This window comes from Mesorhizobium cantuariense, from assembly GCF_042647205.1.
GTDB classification, from domain to species: Bacteria; Pseudomonadota; Alphaproteobacteria; order Rhizobiales; family Rhizobiaceae; genus Mesorhizobium; species Mesorhizobium cantuariense.
In genome coordinates this window covers 6896235-6914288 of record NZ_JBHRVD010000001.1, presented here as the reverse complement: position 1 = coordinate 6914288, position 18054 = coordinate 6896235, and the positions used below count along the sequence as shown (strand labels likewise).

Genomic DNA, 18054 nt, shown 5'->3' with positions numbered 1-18054 from the left:
TCGCGCAAGCTATGGCTCGGACAGGAAAACCGTCAAGCTGGCAACCCGGTCAGGGGATCAGATCGATCTCCTCGGTCTCGCCGCCACTGCAGGTGTAGCAGCAATCCTCGCATTTTTCCTTGTTGCCGGGGCCGACGCCCCAATAGGTGCCCTCGTCGCCATCGACCCAGGCGCCGTAGCAGATCGATTCGCCCTCGTTGCACGATATCGGCAGCTGTTTGGTCTCGCCATCGTCGAGGAAGTAGTCCTTGTCCTCGCCCGGCCAGACATAGTCGCGGTCCTGGCTGTAGAGCTCGACGCGCATGGCGTTGGGGTGGCTGTTCTTGATGGCGAAGGTGATATCGGCGGCGTGCGCGGCCGGCGCAAACAGCATCACGAGAGACAGCGCGACCAGCGTGCGGCGCGCAAAGGTGTAAAGCATGGTAACCCCCTGAAATAACGGCCCACCCGGCCGCGGGGCGACCATTGCATGCTGCATTGAATCGCTAAAGGGATGATTGCAACAATTCCCGGACTGATTTTGGGGATATCGGCGTGCCTCTTGCCTATGGCACCAGATCGATCGTCTCGGTCGAATGCTCCATGCAGATGAAGCAGCAAGTGTCGCAGGGCTGGTCATTGTCCGGCCCGACGCCGGCGGAGATGCTGTCGTTGCCATCGACCCAGGCGCCGTAGCAGATGTGTTCGCCCTGATTGCAGGAGAGCGGCACGGATTTCTGCGCGCCGGGGTCGATCAGGAACACCTTGTCGTTGCCCGGCCAGACCGTTTCGCGGTCGCGGCTGAACAGCTCGACGGCGACCGCTTCCTTGCGCAGGTTCTTGATGAAGAAGGCCATCTCGGCGGCCTGCGCCGAGGTGGTGAAGAGCAAGGCCGCCAGTGCAGCCATACGAAAGAGCGTCACCATCGGACCTCGCGAATCAGAGCGGCAGAATCGCATGCCTGCCGGTGACTAGGAAGACGCGGCACCCTGCGGTGCGATCTCGTGCCCCAGCCGCACCGTTTCACGCACCAGAAGATCGAGATCCGTGCGCCTTGTGCGATGGTTGGTGATCGCCACGCGCAGCCAGTGCTCGCCATGCACCGTGGTGTCCGACAGCGCTGCAATACCTTGTTCCTGCAGCCGCAGCATGATCTCGGTGTTGAGCGCCTTCAGCGCCTCGCCCGCCAAACCGGGCTGATAGCGGAAGCAGGCGATGTTGATGGTCGGCAATGCCGCCAGCTCCAGCAGCGGCTCGGCCTCGATCAGCCCTGCGAGATAGAAGGCTTGGGCGATGTTCTGGTCGATCAGGCGGCCGAATTTTTCGACGCCATGCTCTTTCAGCGCCATCCACACCTTGAGCGCGCGAAAGCCGCGCGATGTCTGCAGGCCGTAGTCGTGCAGCCATTCGCCGGAAGCGAGGCCGCGCGGCGTCGATTCCAGATATTCCGGCGTCACCGCGAAGGTCCGGCGATGTGCCGCGGCATCCCTGACCAGGGCGCAGCCGACCTCGAATGGCGCGTGCAGCCATTTGTGCGGATCGAGCGCGACCGAATCGGCCCATTCGATACCGGCGACGCGATGGGCATTTTCAGGCGCAATCGCAATCAGCGCGCCGATGCAGCCGTCGATATGGAACCAGAGGCCTTCTTCATGCGCCAGCCTGGCAAGCGCCTGCAAATCGTCGATCGCCCCGGTGTTGACCGTGCCGGCGGTGCCGATGACGCAGGCCGGCTTGAATCCGGCCGCACGGTCCTCTGATATCGCCGCCCGCAAGGCAGCGATGTCGATGCGCAGTCCGGCATCGGTCGGGATGCGGCGCAGCGCCCGGTTGCCGAGGCCGAGCGCTTCCATCGCCTTGCGGTGGCAGGAGTGGATCTGGTCCGAGCCATAGAAGCGCAGCGGCTTTTCGATGGCGGCAACGCCATGCTCGCGCACGTCGATGCCGGCCTTGACGTTGCGCGCCACGGTCAGCCCGATGATGTTGGCCATCGAGCCGCCGCTGACCAGCGTGCCGCCGGCAGAAGCGGGAAAGCCCAGCATCTCTTTGCACCAGTTGACCACCTGGCCGTCCATCAGCCCGGCGGCGTGGTTGCCGCCGCCGAGGTTGGAGCCCTGGATTGCGGCCAGGAAGTCGCCGAGCGCGCCGGTGAAGTTGCTCGACCCCATATACCAGGACCAGAAGCGCGGATGGATGTTGCCCATCGGATAGGACATCACCGTGCGGGACACCTCGCCATAGACAGCGTCCAGCGGCGCCGGCGATCGCGGCAGCGGCGCCGCGAAGGCCTCTCTCACATCGGCCGGCATTTCCCGCCAGACCGGGCGGTCCCTGATATCGCGCAGATAATCGACGGCATCATCGATAACCTGGTGCGACAGGGCCTGCACATCGGCCCAGTCCGGGGGATCGAGCGTTTCCTCGGCCACCAGGCCGAGGGGTTCTTGCACGGCATCCACGGCAGCCTCCCGTCAAGCCGCCGGGAACTGGCAGCCGGGCGTCGAGCGCGACAGGGCGATCTCGTCGGCGTCCATCTCGGCCTCGATGCCGTCGAACAGCGGCGTCGACATGTAGCGCTCGCCGGTGTCGGGCAGCACGCACAGGATCACCGCGCCGGCCGGTGCCTTCTCCGCGACCTGCCGCGCCACGGCAAAAGTGGCGCCGCCGGAAATGCCGGTGAAGATACCTTCCTGGCGCGCCAGCGCCTTGGCCCATTTGATGCCCTCTGGTCCGGCAATCGGCATCACCTCGTCATAGAGGCTGGCGTCGATCGCTTCCTGCAGCACGTTGGGGATGAAATCCGGCGTCCACCCCTGGATCGGGTGCGGCTCGAAGGCGGGGTGGCTGGCAGCGGGCGCGCCATCGGCACCGCGCTGCTGCGCCTTGCCGCTGCCGATGAGCTGGGCGTTGGCCGGCTCGGACAGCACGATACGGGTTTCCGGCCGCTCGCGGCGCAGCACACGCGCCACGCCGACGACCGTGCCGCCGGTGCCATAGCCGGTGACGAAGCAATCGAGCCGCGAGCCGGCGAAATCATTGACGATCTCGCGCGCCGTCGTTGACTCATGGATGGCGGCATTGGCGGCCGTCTCGAACTGCCGGGCGAGGAACCAGCCATTGGCCTCAGCCAGTTCCACCGCCTTCTTGTACATGCCGAAACCCTTCTCGGCGCGCGGCGTCAGCACCACCTTGGCGCCCAGCATGCGCATCAGCTTGCGGCGCTCGACCGAAAAGCTGTCGGCCATGGTGACGACCAGCGGATAGCCCTTCTGCGCGCAGACCATGGCCAGGCCGATGCCGGTGTTGCCGCTGGTCGCCTCGACCACCGTCTGGCCCGGCTTCAGTGCGCCGCTGCGCTCGCCCTCCTCGATGATGTTGAGCGCCAGCCGGTCCTTCACCGAGGCGCCGGGATTGAAGTACTCGGCCTTGACGTAGATCGTCGCATGGGCCGGCCCCAGATTGTTGATGCGGACCACCGGCGTGTCGCCGACGGTGTCGAGAATGCTGTCGAACAGGCGGCCGCGGCCGGCGGTCGTCCTGATTTTCTGCTGATGCAACATTTTGATCTCCTCGATTGTCATCGTGTCTTGTCATCACGGGGCCGGTTACAAACCGACGGGTTGGGCGGCGAGGTTTGGTGACCTTGCCGCGCTAGGACTGACATGCCGCACTGCGGCAATGACGGTGTCCGGCGCGTAAATCCGCTGCCGGATGCGCCGTGTCGTGTTTGGTGATACAGGAGAGGCCGACAGGCCAGCGTGGGAGCAGGCGTGGAAACGCACGTGGAATCCACCCGATCGAGGCCGGACGGCGACATGCCGGTCCTTTCCGTGCGCCTGCTCGGACCGCTGATGATTTCCCGCAACGATGTGCCGGTGGCGCTGCCGTCGTCACGCAAGCTGCGCGCTCTGTTCGCCTATCTGGCGATGGCGCCGCATCCAGTCGGCCGCAGCCGCCTGTGCGAATTGCTGTGGGATGTGCCGAACGATCCAAGGGGCGAGCTGCGCTGGTGCCTGAGCAAGCTGCGCGGCGCGCTCGACGCGCCGGGCCGGCACCGGGTCGCGACACAGGGCGACACGGTCGCGCTCGATCTCAGCGATTGCCTGGTCGATGCGCTGGAGATCAGCCAGGCCGCCACGCAGGGGCTCGGCACGCTTGATGTCGAGCGCTTGCGCGTGCTGGCCGGACTGTTTGCCGGCGATTTCCTCGACGGGCTGGAGCTCGAGCGCAGCCCGCATTTCAACAGCTGGCTAACCACACAGCGGCGCCGTTTCCACTCGTGCCACGCGGCCGTGCTGGAACAGCTCGTCGGCAGCCTGCCGGGCGATTGCGACGAGGTCATCGCCCACCTCGACACATGGGTGGAACTGGCGCCGTTCGACACGCGTGCGCATGCGGCGCTCTTGGCCGGTCTGGCCGAGCGCGGCAAGATTGGCGCGGCCGAAGCGCATCTGGCGGCGGCGGAACAGTTGTTCCGGTCGGAGGAGCTGGATTTCGCACCGCTTCGCGCGGCCTGGCGAGCAATCCGTGACCAACGGCCCGGTGCCTCGCTCCGGGCGGCCTGCCTGTCCACACTATCGCCATTGGTGGCGACGCCTGCCGCACCCGGCCCGGTGGAGCCCAGCCATGCTTCGCTGGCGGTGATGCCGTTTGTTGAGGAGATCGGCGGCACGCGCGGCGGATTGGCCGACGGTTTCACCCACGACATCATCACCCGTCTCGCCAAGCTCAGGGACTTCTTCGTCATCGCGCGCGGATCGGTGTTTGCGCTGGCCGAGAAGAACATCGCGCCCGAGGATGCCGGTCGCCGGCTGAATGTCGACTATGTCGCTACCGGCACGGTGCGTAGCCCGCCGGGCCGCCTCATTGTCAGCGTCGAACTGATCGAGGTGCGCACCGCCAGAATCGTCTGGGCCGAGACGTTCGAGCGCAGGCCCGATGATATCTTTTCCGTGCTCGACGATATCGGCAACAGCATCGTCTCCTCGATCTCGGCCGAGATCGAAACGGTCGAGCGCAATCGCGCCATGCTGAAGGCACCCAGTTCGCTCAACGCCTGGGAGGCCTATCATCGCGGCCTCTGGCACATGTACCGCTTCACCCAGGCCGAAAACGAGCAGGCGCGGCATTTCTTTGCCCAGGCCTTGCAGCTCGACCCGACCTTTGCCCGCGCCTATGCCGGCCTCTCCTTCACCCATTGGCAGAATGCCTTCCAGCGCTGGGGCGACCGCGACCGCGAAAGCGCGCTGGCCTTCGAGAGCGCTGGCCACAGCCTGCTGGTCGACGACCACAATCCGGCAGCGCACTGGGCGATGGGCCGGGCGCTGTGGCTGCGCGGCGAGCAGGACAGCTCGCTGATCGAACTGGAACGGGCGGTGGACCTCAGCCCTAATTTCGCGCTTGGCCACTACGCGCTGTCCTTCGTCCACTCGCAGTCGGGCGACCCGCAGGCGGCGATCGGCTCCTCCGACCATTCGCGTCATCTGAGCCCCTTCGACCCGCTGCTGTTCGGCATGCTGGGGGCGCGCGCCATGGCGCATGTCCGGCTCGGCCAGTTCGAGGAGGCGGCCGAATGGGCGCTGAAGGCAGCGGCGCGGCCCAATGCGCACGCCATCATCCTGGCGATCGCCGCGCACTGCCTGGCACTGGCCGGACGGCTCGATGAGGCGCGCGGCTTTGCCGCCGCCATCCGCAAGACATTGCCGAGCTACGGCGTCGACGATTTCATCGGCACCTTCCGCTTCGAGCCGGACGCCGTGGCGCTGTTCCGGCAAGGGGCAAGGCGGATCGGGCTGGGCTGAAGCCTGGGATCGCCTGAGAATTTGGCCTCAATTCCGCCCGGTTAACACTATCGGAAGGGGTTGCTTAACCGTTCGCGGCTATGTCAAGGCCGGGGGTCCGACAAAGTGAGTATGATGAGCAACAGCCCCGACAAGCGCAATGAATGGCGCGCCATCTTTTACGTGCAAGCCCGCATTGCGATCCTGTTTGTCCCGGTTGTTGCCAGCCTGCTGATCATAGCGGCACTCGCCGGCAACGAACGCAAATCCGTTCCCAGCACGCTCGACCCGACCGTCACCGGCTCCGTGCGATAAATGCATCAGACGGCGTTACCCCTGTCGGGGAGAGCGCCTTCTTTTGCCGGAACCCCACGCACCGTCGGACATTGTGTTTCCAGACATGGAGGACATGATGACCAGAGCCCTCGACGTGAACGAGAACACCGAGCAAAATCCAAAGCGCCCGCCGCAGCAACAGACCGGCGACACGCTCAAGAAAAAGAAGGTTGAAGGAATAGCCTTCCAGATCAACGAGAACAGCGTGGACAACCAGGAACTCGCCCCGGCGCCAGCACGGCGAGACTGATCGAAATCCCGGACGGAAAACCGTCTCACATTTTCCCGGACTTGCTCTAAGAGCCCGTGCCTTCCGGCAGCATTCGCTTGAGCACGTCATCCTTGCGGATGAAGTGGTGCCACAGCGCCGCGGCCGCGTGCACTCCGGCGAGGATGAGAATGGAATTGGCGCAGAGGCTATGCAGTTCCCTGATGAACCGAGCCGTGTCGCGGTCGGGCGAAACCGGAGCCGGGATGGTGAAGAGGCCGAAGAAACTCAAGGCGTCGCCCCTGTACCAGGTCAGCAGGATGCCGAGAACCGGAATGGTCACGAGCAGCGCATAAAGCAGCAGATGCGCGATCTTGGCCGACCATCGTTCAAGTTCCGACATCTCCTTCGGCAGCCCCGGCGTTCCCAGTGTCAGGCGCAGGCCGACACGGATGACAACCAGCGCAAACAGCAGCAGCCCGAACGAAATATGAAACCACCAGACGAGCGCGCGGCCGGGATCGCCGCGCGGAAAAAGCTCCTCCACATAGGTCAAGCCATAAAGGCCGACGACCAGCAGAAACACCGCCCAGTGAATGGCCTTTTGCGTGCTTGTATAGGTGGGATGCATGCGAGCCTTCCAGTTTTGAATGCTTCTAAACTAGCCGCGATCATGTCAAAGCTTTGTCGGGCTCTGGTGATCGTGAGCTGGCAGACACTGGAACGGGTAACCTGTCAGTTCGCTGACAGTCGGGCATCAAGCGGCGATTATGCTTGGACAAAGAAAGGCCCGGGCGAACCGGGCTCCTTCTTCGGGTCTCTCCAGCACACCTCAAACAAACCGCGGGATCGGACCGTTCTGCGGGGTCACGTCGTCGCCGAGGTCGACAAACACCTCGTCGACATAGCACCATGCCCAGCCTTCCGGCGGATCGTAGCCCTCGATGATCGGATGCTTGGTGGCGTGGAAATGCTTGGTGGCGTGGCGGTTGGGCGAGTCGTCGCAGCAGCCGACATGGCCGCAGGTGCGGCAGAGCCGCAGATGCACCCATTGCGACCCGCTCTTCAGGCATTCCTCGCAGCCGAGCGCACTCGGCGTCACCTTCCTGATATCGCGCGTATGCCTGCATTCATCCATCATGGTCTCCCGGCCGTTTGAGGTGCGTCGGCGTTGCCGCGCGCAAGATATGCATGCAAGGCCGCGACCACCTGGGCGCCTTCGCCGACAGCCGCCGCGACACGTTTGACCGAGCCGGCGCGGACGTCGCCGATGGCGAACACGCCGCTGCGGCTCGTCTCCATCTGCGCCGATCCCAGGTCCGGTCCGGTGCGCACGAAACCCTTGGCGTCCAGCGCCACATCGCAGTTCGCCAGCCAGTCGGTGTTCGGGTCGGCACCGATGAACAGAAAGAGATGGCGGATCGGTCGCGTCGTTTCCGCGCCGATGGCGCGGTTGCGCCAGCGCACCGTGCCAAGATTGCCCTCGTCGCCTTCCAGAGCCTCGACCTCGGTCCCGGTCAGCACCTCGATGTTCGGTTGCGCCCTGATGCGCTCGACGAGATAGCGCGACATGCTGGCATCGAGGCTGCCGCCGCGCGCCAGCAGCACCACTTTGCGCGCATGGCTGGCCAGATAGACAGCTGCCTGTCCGGCCGAATTGCCGGCGCCGACCAGCGCCACTTCCTGGCCCGCGCAAAGCCGGCTTTCGATGGGCGACGCCCAATAATGGACGGACGTTCCCTCGAACTGCGCCAGATTGGCAATATCGAGGCGGCGATAGCGCGCGCCGCTGGCGATCACCACGCTGCGCGTGCGCACGGTCTCGCCATCGCCGACATCGAGCCTGTAACGAGCGCCGTCGGTGGCGGCACTCAGCAGCTTCGCCTCGTCCGGAATCGCCATTTCGACGCCGAATTTCTGCGCCTGGTTGTAGGCCCGCGCCATCAGCGCCATGCCCGAAATGCCCGTGGGGAAACCGAGATAGTTCTCGATGCGCGAGGAGGCGCCAGCCTGTCCGCCGAAGGCGCGGCAATCGAGCACGATCGTCGACAGCCCTTCGGAGGCCGCATAGACAGCAGCCGCCAACCCCGCCGGTCCGGCGCCGACAATAGCGACATCGTACAGTTTGTCGGCATCGATCGGCCGCAGCAGGCCGATGCAGCGGGCGAGGTCCTTTTCGCCGGGGTTCATCAGCAGCCTGCCGTTCGGACACAGCACGATCGGCAGATGGTGAGGGTCGACATGAAAATGCTCGATCAGCGTTTTGGCGCACGGGTCGCTGTCGGAATCGAGCGCCCGGTGCGGTTGGCCGCTGCGGGCGAGGAAACCCTGCAGCCGCAACACGTCGGCATTGTCCTGGGGTCCGATGATGATCGGCCCGCTGGTGGCGCTCTCCAAGAGCCCGACCCGGCGCAGGATCAGCGCCCGCATGATGCGCTCGCCGAGGTTGGCCTCCTGCACCATCAGGTCGCGCAGCCGCTGCGAGGCGATGACGAACGCCTCCACCGGCTCGGCGGCCTGCGCATTGACCAGCGAGGGACGGGCCGAAAGCTGGGCCAGCTCGCCGACAAAACTGCCGGGGCCATGGGTGACGATCGTTTCGCGCCGACCAAGCCCGCCGTCTTGGATGATGTCCACCTCACCCGACAGCACCACGATCAGCCCCGGCGCCACATCGCCAGCCTTGAAGATGGGCTCGCCGGCGGCATAGAAGCTGGCCTCGCCGAACCGGCGCATGCGGTCGATGTCCGCCTCGGCCAGCGTCGGAAAGGCCTGGTCGCGACGGGCGCCGAAGATCGCGGTGCTGGATTGAGACATGGCTTCGAGCGTAGCGAAGCGGGCGTAGAGTTTGAAGCAGTTTGTTCGGCGCCTGGCCGCAAGGGTAGGCTGGCGGCAAAGAAAAAGCCCGGACGAACCGGGCTTTTCTCTAAGTTTCTGAACCGTCGAATGGTTCGAAACGGGAATTTGGTGCCCAGAAGAGGACTCGAACCTCCACTCCTTGCGGAACACGGACCTGAACCGTGCGCGTCTACCAATTCCGCCATCTGGGCTGGTGCGGGCTCATGTAAGCGGGCAAGCGATGTGTGTCAACGCGCTTTTTTGATGCGTTGCTCGGTTGCCGGCCCAAGAGACCATCAGCCCTCCAGCACTTCCTTCGAAGCCACGGTCGAATCAGCGTTCAGCTCGTAGATGACCGGCACGCCGGTGCCGAGTTCCAGCTTGACGATCTCCTCGCCCGACTTGCCGTCCAGCGCCATGATCAGCGCGCGCAACGAGTTGCCGTGCGCGGCGACCAGCACGGTGCCGCCGCGCAACACGTGCGGCTGCAGGTCGTGCAGATAGTAGGGCCAGACGCGGGCGCCGGTGTCCTTCAGGCTTTCGCCGGCGGGCGGCGACACGTCGTAGGAGCGGCGCCAGACATGCACCTGCTCCTCGCCCCATTTCTTGCGGGCGTCGTCCTTGTTGAGGCCCGAAAGGTCGCCATAGTCGCGCTCGTTGAGCGCCTGGTCGCGGATGGTTTTCAGATCGCTCTGGCCGACCGCGTCGAGAATGTGCTGGCAGGTTTTCTGCGCCCGGATCAGCGCCGAGGTGAAGGCGATGTCGAATTTTAGCCCGCGCGCCCTGAGTTTTTGCCCGGCGGCCTTGGCCTCGGCGTGGCCCTGCTCGGTCAGGTCGACATCGCGCCAGCCGGTGAACAGGTTTTTCAAATTCCATTCGCTCTGGCCGTGGCGCACGAGCACGAGGGTTCTCGACATGTTTGCTCCGTTCAAGAGCAATTCCAGGAAAAGTGTGAAGCGGTTTTCCGTCCGGAATTGCGTTAAAACTAAAAGAGGTGTGGATTGGCCGCTCAGCTGAGGCCGAGCACGTCCCGCATCGAATACAGTCCTGGCTTCTTGCCGCGCGCCCAAAGCGCCGCCCTGACGGCGCCACGGGCGAAGATGGCGCGGTCCTCGGCATGATGGGCCAGCGTGATGCGCTCGCCGGTGCCGGCCAGCATCACGCTGTGATCGCCGACGACCGAGCCGCCGCGCAGCGTGGCAAAGCCGATCGAGCCCGTCTTGCGCACACCCGTGTGGCCGTCGCGGACCCGCACATCATTGCCGGCCAGCGCGATACCGCGCCCGGCGGCGGCGGCCTCGCCAAGCAGAAGTGCGGTGCCCGACGGGGCGTCGACCTTGTGCTTGTGGTGCATTTCGAGGATCTCGATGTCGAAATCGTCGGCGTCGAGCGCGCGCGTCGCCTGTTCGACCAGCACCGCCAGAAGATTGACGCCGAGGCTCATATTGCCCGACTTGACGATCGTCGCGTGGCGCGCCGCCGCCGCGATCTTCGCATTGTCGTCGGCCGAGCAACCTGTCGTGCCTATGACATGGACGATGCGCGCCTGCGCCGCATAGCCGGCGAATTCGACTGATGAGGCCGGGGTGGTGAAATCGAGCACGCCATCGGCCTTGGCAAAGACCGGCAGCGGGTCGTCGCCGATCGGCACATCGATGCGGCCGACGCCGGCGAGCTCGCCTGCGTCCTTGCCCAGATAGGGCGAACCCGCTCGTTCGACCGCGCCGATGACACGAGCACCGGGGATGGAGTGGATGGCGCGGATCAGCGTCTGGCCCATGCGGCCGGCAGCGCCCACCACCACCAGGCCCATATCGCTTGCCGGTCTGTCGGTTGCTGATGTCTCGCTCATCTCGTGCTCCCGGCGATGCTCTGCGTCTCGATGTTGCGAGCCGAAGTCTGGATCGGCGCGCTGTCGTCGACAAGGCCCAGGCCCTTGACGCCCTGGATGCGGTGGAAGCGGGCATAGACGCTGTGCGGATCGGCCATCAGCGAGGCGTGCGTGCCCTCCTCGACCAGCCGGCCCTGCTCCATGACGATGATATGATCGGCATTGACCACCGTCGACAGCCGGTGCGCGATGACGATGGTGGTGCGGCCTTCCATGACCTGGGTCAGCGCCTGCTGGACACGCGCCTCGGCCTCGTTGTCGAGCGCCGATGTCGCTTCGTCGAGCAAAAGGATCGGCGCCTGCCGCACAATGGCCCGCGCGATCGACACGCGCTGGCGCTGGCCGCCAGACAGCGTCACCCCGTTCTCGCCGACCGGCGTGTCGTAGCCCTGCGGCTGCTGGCGGATGAAGTCGTCGGCCGCGGCCTGCCTTGCGGCCTGTTCGATCTCGGCGTCGGTGGCGCTCAGCCGGCCGTAGCGGATGTTGTCGCGAATGGTGCCTTCGAACAGATAGGGCGCCTGCGAAACATAGGCGATGGAGCCGCGCAGCGACTGTTTGGTGACCTTCGAAATGTCCTGGCCATCGATCTCGATGCTGCCCGCCTCGACGTCGTAGAAGCGCTGCAGCAGTGCCACCAACGTCGTCTTGCCGGCGCCCGAAGCGCCGACGATGGCGGTCACCTTGCCGGCGGCGGCGACGAAGCTCAGATCGTGCAAGACCGGCGCCTCCTCGACATAGTGGAAGGAGACATTGTTGAAGCGCACTTCGCCGGAGGTGAATTTCGCCTCGGCGGCACCCTGCGCGTCGCTCTGCTGCGGCTCGATGTCGAGCAGCTCATAGATCATGCGCGCATTGACCAGCGCGCGTTCCATGCCGACCTGCATGCGCGCCAGCCGGCGGGCCGGATCATAGGCGAGCGTCAGCGCCGTGATGAAGGAAAACACCGCACCCGGCGGCTGGCCGAGAACGGTGGCCCGGTAACCGGAATAGGCGATGACGCTGGCGAAGGCGATGCCGGCCAGCAGCTCGGAAACCGGCGTCAGCCGCTCCGAGACGCGGGCGATCTTGTTCGACCGCTGTTCCGCATCCTCGGCGAGCTTGCTGATGCGGCGCGACAGCTCGTCCTCCATGGTGAAGGCCTTGACTATGGCGATGCCTTGCGTCGCCTCCTGCATGGCGCCGATCAGCCGCGAGTTGATCTGCACCGATTCGCGCGTGATGCGTCGCACCCGCCGCATCAGGTAGGTGACGGTCAAGATCAGCGGCGGCCCGATCAGCAGCGAGCTCAGCGAAAGGATCGGATCCTGGTAGATCATGACGCCGACCAGGCCGACCAGCGAAACGGCGTCGCGCGCGGTCGAGGTCACCGTCATCGACAACAGATCGCGAATGCCGTTGACGTTCTCGTTGACCTGCGCGGCCAGCCGCCCGGACCTTGTGTCGTTGAAGAAGGAGACGCCGAGCTTCATCAGATGGTTGAAGATGCGCTGCTGGTAGCGCGCCACCAGATTGTTGCCGATCCTGGCCATCGTCACCGCCTGGCCGTAGCCGGCAAGGCCGCGCAGGATGAAAGCGCCGAGCAGTGCGGCGCAGATCCACGGGATCAGGTCGCCGCGCCGTTCATAGAAGATCTGATTGACGACCGGACTCATGATCCAGGCGGCAAGCGCCGTCGTCGCCGACACGGTCAGCAGGCAGAGGATCGTGAAGACATACGCGCCCCGATATTCGCGGCCGTTTTCCTGGAGAATGCGGCGGATGACCGCCACGATCTCGCCCGCACGGGGTTTCGACAGATTGGGGGGCTGAAATGTCAAATCGGAGCGCTTCGTAGGTTTCCGCTTCCCGCGGCCGGGCAATTTGGCACCCCTCTTAACGCCAAGGAGCCGGCTTGCCTATGCCTTGGGGTGACTAACTTCGTCGCGCCACCGCCGACCCTCCGTCTGGACGCCGAACAGCGAGGGGTTCCTGGCATAGGCGGCAAGGCCCAGAAGGGCGGCCAGCGGGTGGGTGATGACATAGACCGGCATGGTGCGCATCAGCGCGCTGTGCGGCGCCTTGTCCTCGAAGGCGGCGCGGAAATTGCCGGCCTTCAGCGCCGGCACGATCTTCTGCGCGATGCCGCCGGTGAGGAACACGCCGCCACGGCTCATGAACACCAAAGCGAGATCGCCGGCGGTGCGCCCGAGGCAAGTGACGAACGTCTCCAACGCTTCTTCCGCAACCGGATCGGTCTTCGCAAGTGCCGCGGCAGTGACTTCCGCCGGCGTGGTGAAAGGCGACGGCTTGCCGTCTGCCTTGGCCACCGCCCGGTAGACGTTGACCAGACCGCGCCCACACAGGATCTGCTCACCCGAAATGCGGCCTTCGAGCTTCTCGATATGCGGGAAGACCTCGAAATCGCGGGCTGAGCGCGGGCCGATGTCCATATGGCCGCCCTCGCCGGGCACCGGTATCCAGTGGCGTAGCGCATAGACCAGCCCGGCGACGCCGAGCCCGGTTCCCGGTCCCAGCACGACGCGACCGGCGTTAGGCTCCGGCGTGCCGCCGCCGATCTTTTCCATGTGCTCCTCGCCGAGCGCGACGACGGCGAGCGCCTGCGCCTCGAAATCGTTGAGCACGACGATGTCGCTCAAGCCGAGATTGGCGAACATCTTTCTCGGCTTGACGATCCACGGGCAGTTGGTGAGCTCGATCTCGTCGCCGTCGACCGGGCCGGCCACCGCCAGCACCGCCGAATTGGGACGGACGGATGAGCGGTCGAGCACGGCCGCCTGGATCGCCTCGTCGATGGTGTTGTAGTTCGCCGTCTGGACGATGATCGGCTCGCCCGCCTCGGAAGTGGCGTCAAGCACGATCGAGAAGCGCGCATTGGTGCCGCCAATGTCGCCGATCAGGATCGGAAACCGCAACAAGGTATCGTCGTCGCCTGTGCCTGGCATGCTCTCGTCCGTCTCCGGCGCCCCCGATGGCGTATCGCCGTTCTCCCGTTGACTAGCGCATGAGTTTGAAAAGGGAAACGGTTTTCGAACCCGGCGGCGCGCTGAGGCCGGCTCTGCGGCCAAACGGCCACTGTTTCGCAAAACCGGATCGCTAAACCGATTGAGCCTGCCGCTGGCATCAGCTCCCTGGCGGCCGTGGCCGCGGCAGCGGGACGCCGATCTCGGGCGTCGCGGTGAAGGCGTTCACGGAGCTTGGCAATCCGGCCGCGACCGGGGTGGCGGGCAGCGAAGGCGCTTCGGGTTCAGGCGCGGCAACGGCCACCGGCGCGCCGCCGCCGTGATAGGTCGCCGCCTCGGCGGACGCCGGCCCCGGCGCGTCGAGCACGACGCGGCATTCGCTCGGCAGGTTCGCCATCGTCATCAGGTCTCGGGCTTTCGGCGCATCCGGGTTCTTGTTGGGCCGCCACGGCTCCTGCGTGAACCACCAGGCCAGCGGCTCGCCGCAACCATCATCGGCGGGCGTCGCTTCCTGCGCCTTGCAGCCGGGCGATCCCGGCTGGCAGCCGATGCGCATGTGGAAATGATAGTCGTGGCCCCAGAACGGCCTGACCTTGCGCAGCCAGCTGCGGTCGCCCTTGACGGTGTCGCAGAGCTTTTTCTTGATGCCCGGGTTGACCAGGATGCGCTCGACTTGGCTGTAGCTCGCCGCCCGCTTCAGAAGCCTTGTGTGCGCCGGCGTCCACAACGCGTCCTTCACCAGGTGGGTCTTCTCGTCGACCATCAAGGTGGCGCTCATCGATTCGCGCTGCGCCGTCGACAGCGGGCGGCTGGGCATCGGCGTCAGCCAGATGTCGGCGTCGAGCCCTATCTGGTGCGAGGCGTGCCCGGTCAGCATCGGGCCGCCGCGCGGCTGCGAAATATCGCCGATCAGCAAGCCCGGCCAACCATCGGCCGCGGCATCGCGCGACAGTTTCTCGATCACCGCGATCATCGTCGGATGGCCCCAGCGGCGGTTGCGTGACGGCCGCATCACCTCCCAGGTCGGACCATCCATGGGTATGGCGACGCCGCCGGCGAAACAACCCTTGGAATAGAAGCCGATCGACTGCGCAGCGGTCGCGGCCGGCAGTTTCTTGGCGCCGAACAGGTCCTTCGCCCGCTCCTCGGCGCTCGCCGGTTGCGCGGCGAACCCGACCAAGGCAGCCAAGCCAAATGCCGCGGCCAGGATTGCGACTCCGCCCAGCGACAATGGCTTCGATGCTTTCATGAATCCCACCTCCACAGCTCGACCCGCCGAATCATAGCATGCCCGACGCACGGCTTCGATCGCTAGCGCTTCATCTGGCTGCGCGCCTCGCCGTCACGCCAGTCGCCGCTTGCCCACATATGGTCGAAGGCGGCGCGGTAGTCGCGAAAGCGAAAGCGATAGCCCGCCGCCTTGATCGCCGCGTTGGCGACACGCTTGTTTTCGCCATAGAAGGACCGTGCCATGGGCGAAAGTTGGGCGGCGTCGAAGGGAATTTCGGGCGGCGGTGTGACACCCATCAGGGAAGCGGCATAGGCGACGACATCCTGCGGCGGCGCCGGCAGATCGTCGGTGACGTTGAAAATGCCGCCTGTATTGCCTTCGATCAGCTGCCAAAGCGCACCGGCAATGTCGTCGCAATGGATGCGGTTGAACACCTGGTCCGGCTTGACCAGCCGCCTTGCGCTGCCGTTTTCCAGATTGACAAGAGCGTTGCGGCCGGGGCCGTAAATGCCGGAAAGCCGCAGGATCGCCACCGGCCGGCCGATGTCCGTGCCCAATTGCTGCCAGTCCTGTTCGGCGGCAACCCGCATCACCGAGCGCTTCGACACCGGCCGGCATTCGGCCGTTTCATCGACCCATGCACCGTCATAATTGCCATAGACGCCGACGGTTGAGAGATAGCCGATCCATTCAAGCACCGGCATTTGAGCCAGGATTACCGCTCGCGCGGCCCTCAAAACGGGATCGCCGGCCTCTTCCGGGGCGACCGAGATCAGCAGATGCGTCGTTTTTCCCAGCGCATCGCCGATTTTGTCGGTCAGCGCACCGTCGAACAGCAGCGGCGTGATGCCGGCCTGGCGCAACACCTCAAATTTGTCCGCCGAGCGCGTCGTGCCGAAGATCGCCGCGGCGCCTTTGTTAGCCCGAGCAAAAGCCCTGCCCGAATAGCCGGCGCCGAAGATGAATATCCGTTTTTCGCTCATGCATGCGCCCTGGTTGACCGTGCCAGACGCCATTCGTCGCGCACGGCTTCGTCACTCTCGGTGTTCAGGCCGGCAGCGGCCCGTTCGGAATATTCGGCGTCCAGCACCAGCCGCGCCAGCGCCCATATTGCCGCGCCCCGCACCAATGGCGAGGCGTCGGCCAGCAAGGCACGCACCATGTCGGCAAGTGCTGCATCGCCGGAATTGCCGGCGGCGATCAGCACGTTGCGGACAAACCGGTCGCGGCCGATGCGTTTTATCGGCGAACCGGAGAAGAAGACGCGGAAGGAAGCGTCGTCCAGTTGCAACAAATCGCCAAGCGGCGGCTCGCGCAGATCGTCCCGGGCGGCGAGCTTGGCTTCGGAAGCTGCCCGGGCGAACTTGTTCCACGGGCAGGCAGCGAGGCAGTCGTCGCAGCCATAGATGCGGTTGCCGATCTTCTCGCGGAATTCATGCGGGATCGGTCCCTTGTTCTCGATGGTGAGATAGGAGATGCAGCGCCGCGCATCGAGCCGGTAGGGCGCCGGGAAAGCATCGGTCGGGCAAGCATCGAGGCAGGCGCGGCAGGAGCCGCAATGGTCGATCTCGGCGCCGTCGGGCGCAAGCTCGGCCGTGGTGAAGATGGTGCCGAGGAACAGCCAGGAGCCATGCTCGCGGCTGACCAGATTGGTGTGCTTGCCTTGCCAGCCGAGCCCAGCGGCTTCCGCCAGCGGCTTTTCCATCACCGGCGCGGTGTCGACGAACACCTTCACATCACCGCCGGCGCGCGCGACGATCTTGCCGGCGATTTCCTTCAGCCGGCCCTTCATCACCTCGTGATAGTCGCGGTTCTGCGCATAGACCGAGATCGCGCCACGATCGCGCTTGGCCAGCACGCCGCGCGGATCACGGTCGGGACCATAATTCATCGCCAGCACGATGATCGAGCGCACTTGCGGCCACAGCGCCGTCGGTTCGGCGCGGCGTTGAAGCGTCTCGGCGATCCAGCCCATCGAGCCGTGAAAGCCGTCGGCGACGAATTCGGCCAATCGGGCAGGCGCCAGCGGGATTGCATCGGGGGTGGTGACGGCGACGGCATCGAAGCCGGCGCGGCGCGCCTCCGCGTCGATCAAGGCGCGCAGTTTTGCGGCGTCAGAAGTCGAGGTCCGCATAATGCGACACCGGCGACAGGCCGCGCACCCGGTCGGTCAAAAGCGGCCGGAAGGAGGGCCGCGACTTGACCCGCGTGTACCATTCGCGCGCAGCGGCGTGTTCGCGCCAATCGATCTCGCCGAGATAATCGAGCACCGACAGCGTCGCCGCGGCGGCGAGGTCGGCATAGGTGACCCTCGAGCCGGCCAGCCAATGGCGGGTGCCGGCCAGCCAGTTGGTGTATTTCATGTGCTGGCGGATGTTGGCGCGCGCGGCACGGATCGCGCCTGAATCGGGCGAGCCGCCGCCCGCCGTTTCCGGCATGACCGGCTTCAGCACGCGCTCGCGCACCAGATGGCGGGTGACTTCGCTTTCGGCCTTGTTGAGGTACCAGTCGATCAGCCGGCGGATTTCTGCGCGCTGCATCGGATCCTCGGCGAACAGCCGCTTGTCGCGCTTCAAGACGCCGCGCGTTTCATCGAGATACTCCGATATCACCGTTGCTCCGACGATCGGCACGTCGCCTTCGGCCAGCAGGATCGGCAGCGTGCCGGCCGGGTTCAGCGCCAGGAACTCCTTGCGCCGTGTCCACGGCTTTTCCTCGATCAGGGCCAGCTCCTCGCCATACTCGCCGAAAGCGAGGCGGACGAAGCGACAGGTGGCGAACATGGGATGGTGGAAAAGCGTCAGCATGGTTCCGCGATGATAAAGCGCACT

Annotated in this window: 18 protein-coding genes and 1 tRNA gene; 3 read left to right on the top strand and 16 right to left on the bottom strand. The window is 65.4% G+C overall.

Going from position 1 to position 18054, the window contains the following annotated elements:
- Window positions 1–49: 49 nt before the first annotated feature.
- The 4 genes from ACFOJ9_RS33855 to ACFOJ9_RS33840 form a co-directional block, all read right to left on the bottom strand.
- Window positions 50–421, bottom strand: a complete 372-nt coding sequence (locus ACFOJ9_RS33855; protein ID WP_378985746.1) for a hypothetical protein — start codon at window positions 419–421, stop codon at window positions 50–52.
- 124 nt (window positions 422–545) lie between these two features.
- Complete coding sequence (locus ACFOJ9_RS33850; RefSeq protein WP_378988230.1) at window positions 546–902, bottom strand: hypothetical protein; 357 nt, start codon at window positions 900–902, stop codon at window positions 546–548.
- 48 nt (window positions 903–950) lie between these two features.
- On the bottom strand, window positions 951–2438 hold the full coding sequence (locus ACFOJ9_RS33845; RefSeq protein ID WP_378985745.1) for a pyridoxal phosphate-dependent decarboxylase family protein: 1488 nt from the start codon (window positions 2436–2438) through the stop codon (window positions 951–953).
- 12 nt (window positions 2439–2450) lie between these two features.
- Window positions 2451–3539 carry a PLP-dependent cysteine synthase family protein gene (locus tag ACFOJ9_RS33840; RefSeq protein ID WP_378985743.1) on the bottom strand — a complete coding sequence of 363 codons (1089 nt, stop codon included), beginning with the start codon at window positions 3537–3539 and terminating at the stop codon, window positions 2451–2453.
- 255 nt (window positions 3540–3794) lie between these two features.
- On the opposite strand from ACFOJ9_RS33840, the gene ACFOJ9_RS33835 reads away from it, so the two are divergent.
- The 3 genes from ACFOJ9_RS33835 to ACFOJ9_RS33825 all read left to right on the top strand — a co-directional run bounded on the left by ACFOJ9_RS33835 (window position 3795) and on the right by ACFOJ9_RS33825 (window position 6345).
- Window positions 3795–5780 carry a BTAD domain-containing putative transcriptional regulator gene (locus tag ACFOJ9_RS33835; RefSeq protein ID WP_378985741.1) on the top strand — a complete coding sequence of 662 codons (1986 nt, stop codon included), beginning with the start codon at window positions 3795–3797 and terminating at the stop codon, window positions 5778–5780.
- Window positions 5781–5894: 114 nt separating this feature from the next.
- A complete protein-coding gene (locus ACFOJ9_RS33830; RefSeq protein ID WP_378985739.1) occupies window positions 5895–6074 on the top strand; it encodes a hypothetical protein in 180 nt (59 codons plus the stop codon).
- A gap of 97 nt (window positions 6075–6171) precedes the next feature.
- A complete protein-coding gene (locus ACFOJ9_RS33825) occupies window positions 6172–6345 on the top strand; it encodes a hypothetical protein (protein ID WP_378985737.1) in 174 nt (57 codons plus the stop codon).
- 46 nt (window positions 6346–6391) lie between these two features.
- Here ACFOJ9_RS33825 and ACFOJ9_RS33820 read toward each other — a convergent pair whose 3' ends face one another.
- The 12 genes from ACFOJ9_RS33820 to ACFOJ9_RS33765 all read right to left on the bottom strand — a co-directional run bounded on the left by ACFOJ9_RS33820 (window position 6392) and on the right by ACFOJ9_RS33765 (window position 18030).
- On the bottom strand, window positions 6392–6934 hold the full coding sequence (locus ACFOJ9_RS33820) for a cytochrome b (RefSeq protein WP_378985735.1): 543 nt from the start codon (window positions 6932–6934) through the stop codon (window positions 6392–6394).
- A gap of 201 nt (window positions 6935–7135) precedes the next feature.
- Entirely contained in the window at window positions 7136–7444 is a 309-nt protein-coding gene (locus tag ACFOJ9_RS33815) for a UBP-type zinc finger domain-containing protein (RefSeq protein ID WP_027161196.1), read from the bottom strand.
- Window positions 7441–9120: an FAD-dependent oxidoreductase gene (locus ACFOJ9_RS33810; RefSeq protein ID WP_378985733.1), complete on the bottom strand. Its 1680-nt coding sequence runs from the start codon at window positions 9118–9120 to the stop codon at window positions 7441–7443. Before ACFOJ9_RS33810 ends, ACFOJ9_RS33815 begins: the two co-directional genes overlap by 4 nt.
- A 148-nt stretch (window positions 9121–9268) precedes the next feature.
- Window positions 9269–9353 (bottom strand) — tRNA-Leu (locus ACFOJ9_RS33805).
- 84 nt (window positions 9354–9437) lie between these two features.
- Entirely contained in the window at window positions 9438–10058 is a 621-nt protein-coding gene (locus tag ACFOJ9_RS33800) for a 2,3-bisphosphoglycerate-dependent phosphoglycerate mutase (protein ID WP_378985731.1), read from the bottom strand.
- A 92-nt stretch (window positions 10059–10150) separates the two neighbouring features.
- Window positions 10151–10993, bottom strand: coding sequence for a 4-hydroxy-tetrahydrodipicolinate reductase (dapB, locus tag ACFOJ9_RS33795; RefSeq protein ID WP_378985729.1), 843 nt, complete (start codon window positions 10991–10993; stop codon window positions 10151–10153).
- Entirely contained in the window at window positions 10990–12849 is a 1860-nt protein-coding gene (locus ACFOJ9_RS33790) for an ABC transporter ATP-binding protein (protein ID WP_378985727.1), read from the bottom strand. The genes dapB and ACFOJ9_RS33790 overlap by 4 nt, the downstream gene beginning before the upstream one ends.
- Before the next feature lie 78 nt (window positions 12850–12927).
- Window positions 12928–13974 carry a glucokinase gene (locus ACFOJ9_RS33785; protein ID WP_378985725.1) on the bottom strand — a complete coding sequence of 349 codons (1047 nt, stop codon included), beginning with the start codon at window positions 13972–13974 and terminating at the stop codon, window positions 12928–12930.
- A gap of 178 nt (window positions 13975–14152) precedes the next feature.
- The gene (gene mepA / locus ACFOJ9_RS33780; RefSeq protein WP_378985723.1) at window positions 14153–15241 is read right to left on the bottom strand and encodes a penicillin-insensitive murein endopeptidase; all 1089 of its coding nucleotides are present in this window, start codon (window positions 15239–15241) and stop codon (window positions 14153–14155) included.
- A 62-nt stretch (window positions 15242–15303) separates the two neighbouring features.
- Entirely contained in the window at window positions 15304–16206 is a 903-nt protein-coding gene (locus ACFOJ9_RS33775) for an SDR family oxidoreductase (protein WP_378985721.1), read from the bottom strand.
- A complete protein-coding gene (gene queG / locus ACFOJ9_RS33770; protein WP_378985719.1) occupies window positions 16203–17357 on the bottom strand; it encodes a tRNA epoxyqueuosine(34) reductase QueG in 1155 nt (384 codons plus the stop codon). Before queG ends, ACFOJ9_RS33775 begins: the two co-directional genes overlap by 4 nt.
- Window positions 17338–18030 (bottom strand): glutathione S-transferase family protein, encoded by a 693-nt coding sequence (locus ACFOJ9_RS33765; protein WP_109667600.1) that lies wholly within the window; start codon window positions 18028–18030, stop codon window positions 17338–17340. The genes queG and ACFOJ9_RS33765 overlap by 20 nt, the downstream gene beginning before the upstream one ends.
- Window positions 18031–18054: the final 24 nt, after the last annotated feature.

Bases quoted from the DNA above. Each gene is read 5' to 3' on its own strand.
- ACFOJ9_RS33825 (WP_378985737.1), top strand. From the start codon at position 6,172: ATGACCAGAGCCCTCGACGTGAACGAGAACACCGAGCAAAATCCAAAG.
- ACFOJ9_RS33815 (WP_027161196.1), bottom strand. From the start codon at position 7,444: ATGATGGATGAATGCAGGCATACGCGCGATATCAGGAAGGTGACGCCG.
- ACFOJ9_RS33840 (WP_378985743.1), bottom strand. From the start codon at position 3,539: ATGTTGCATCAGCAGAAAATCAGGACGACCGCCGGCCGCGGCCGCCTG.
- ACFOJ9_RS33820 (WP_378985735.1), bottom strand. From the start codon at position 6,934: ATGCATCCCACCTATACAAGCACGCAAAAGGCCATTCACTGGGCGGTG.
- ACFOJ9_RS33785 (WP_378985725.1), bottom strand. From the start codon at position 13,974: ATGCCAGGCACAGGCGACGACGATACCTTGTTGCGGTTTCCGATCCTG.
- queG (WP_378985719.1), bottom strand. From the start codon at position 17,357: ATGCGGACCTCGACTTCTGACGCCGCAAAACTGCGCGCCTTGATCGAC.
- ACFOJ9_RS33835 (WP_378985741.1), top strand. From the start codon at position 3,795: ATGCCGGTCCTTTCCGTGCGCCTGCTCGGACCGCTGATGATTTCCCGC.
- ACFOJ9_RS33775 (WP_378985721.1), bottom strand. From the start codon at position 16,206: ATGAGCGAAAAACGGATATTCATCTTCGGCGCCGGCTATTCGGGCAGG.
- dapB (WP_378985729.1), bottom strand. From the start codon at position 10,993: ATGAGCGAGACATCAGCAACCGACAGACCGGCAAGCGATATGGGCCTG.
- ACFOJ9_RS33855 (WP_378985746.1), bottom strand. From the start codon at position 421: ATGCTTTACACCTTTGCGCGCCGCACGCTGGTCGCGCTGTCTCTCGTG.
- ACFOJ9_RS33810 (WP_378985733.1), bottom strand. From the start codon at position 9,120: ATGTCTCAATCCAGCACCGCGATCTTCGGCGCCCGTCGCGACCAGGCC.
- mepA (WP_378985723.1), bottom strand. From the start codon at position 15,241: ATGAAAGCATCGAAGCCATTGTCGCTGGGCGGAGTCGCAATCCTGGCC.
- ACFOJ9_RS33830 (WP_378985739.1), top strand. From the start codon at position 5,895: ATGAGCAACAGCCCCGACAAGCGCAATGAATGGCGCGCCATCTTTTAC.
- ACFOJ9_RS33800 (WP_378985731.1), bottom strand. From the start codon at position 10,058: ATGTCGAGAACCCTCGTGCTCGTGCGCCACGGCCAGAGCGAATGGAAT.
- ACFOJ9_RS33765 (WP_109667600.1), bottom strand. From the start codon at position 18,030: ATGCTGACGCTTTTCCACCATCCCATGTTCGCCACCTGTCGCTTCGTC.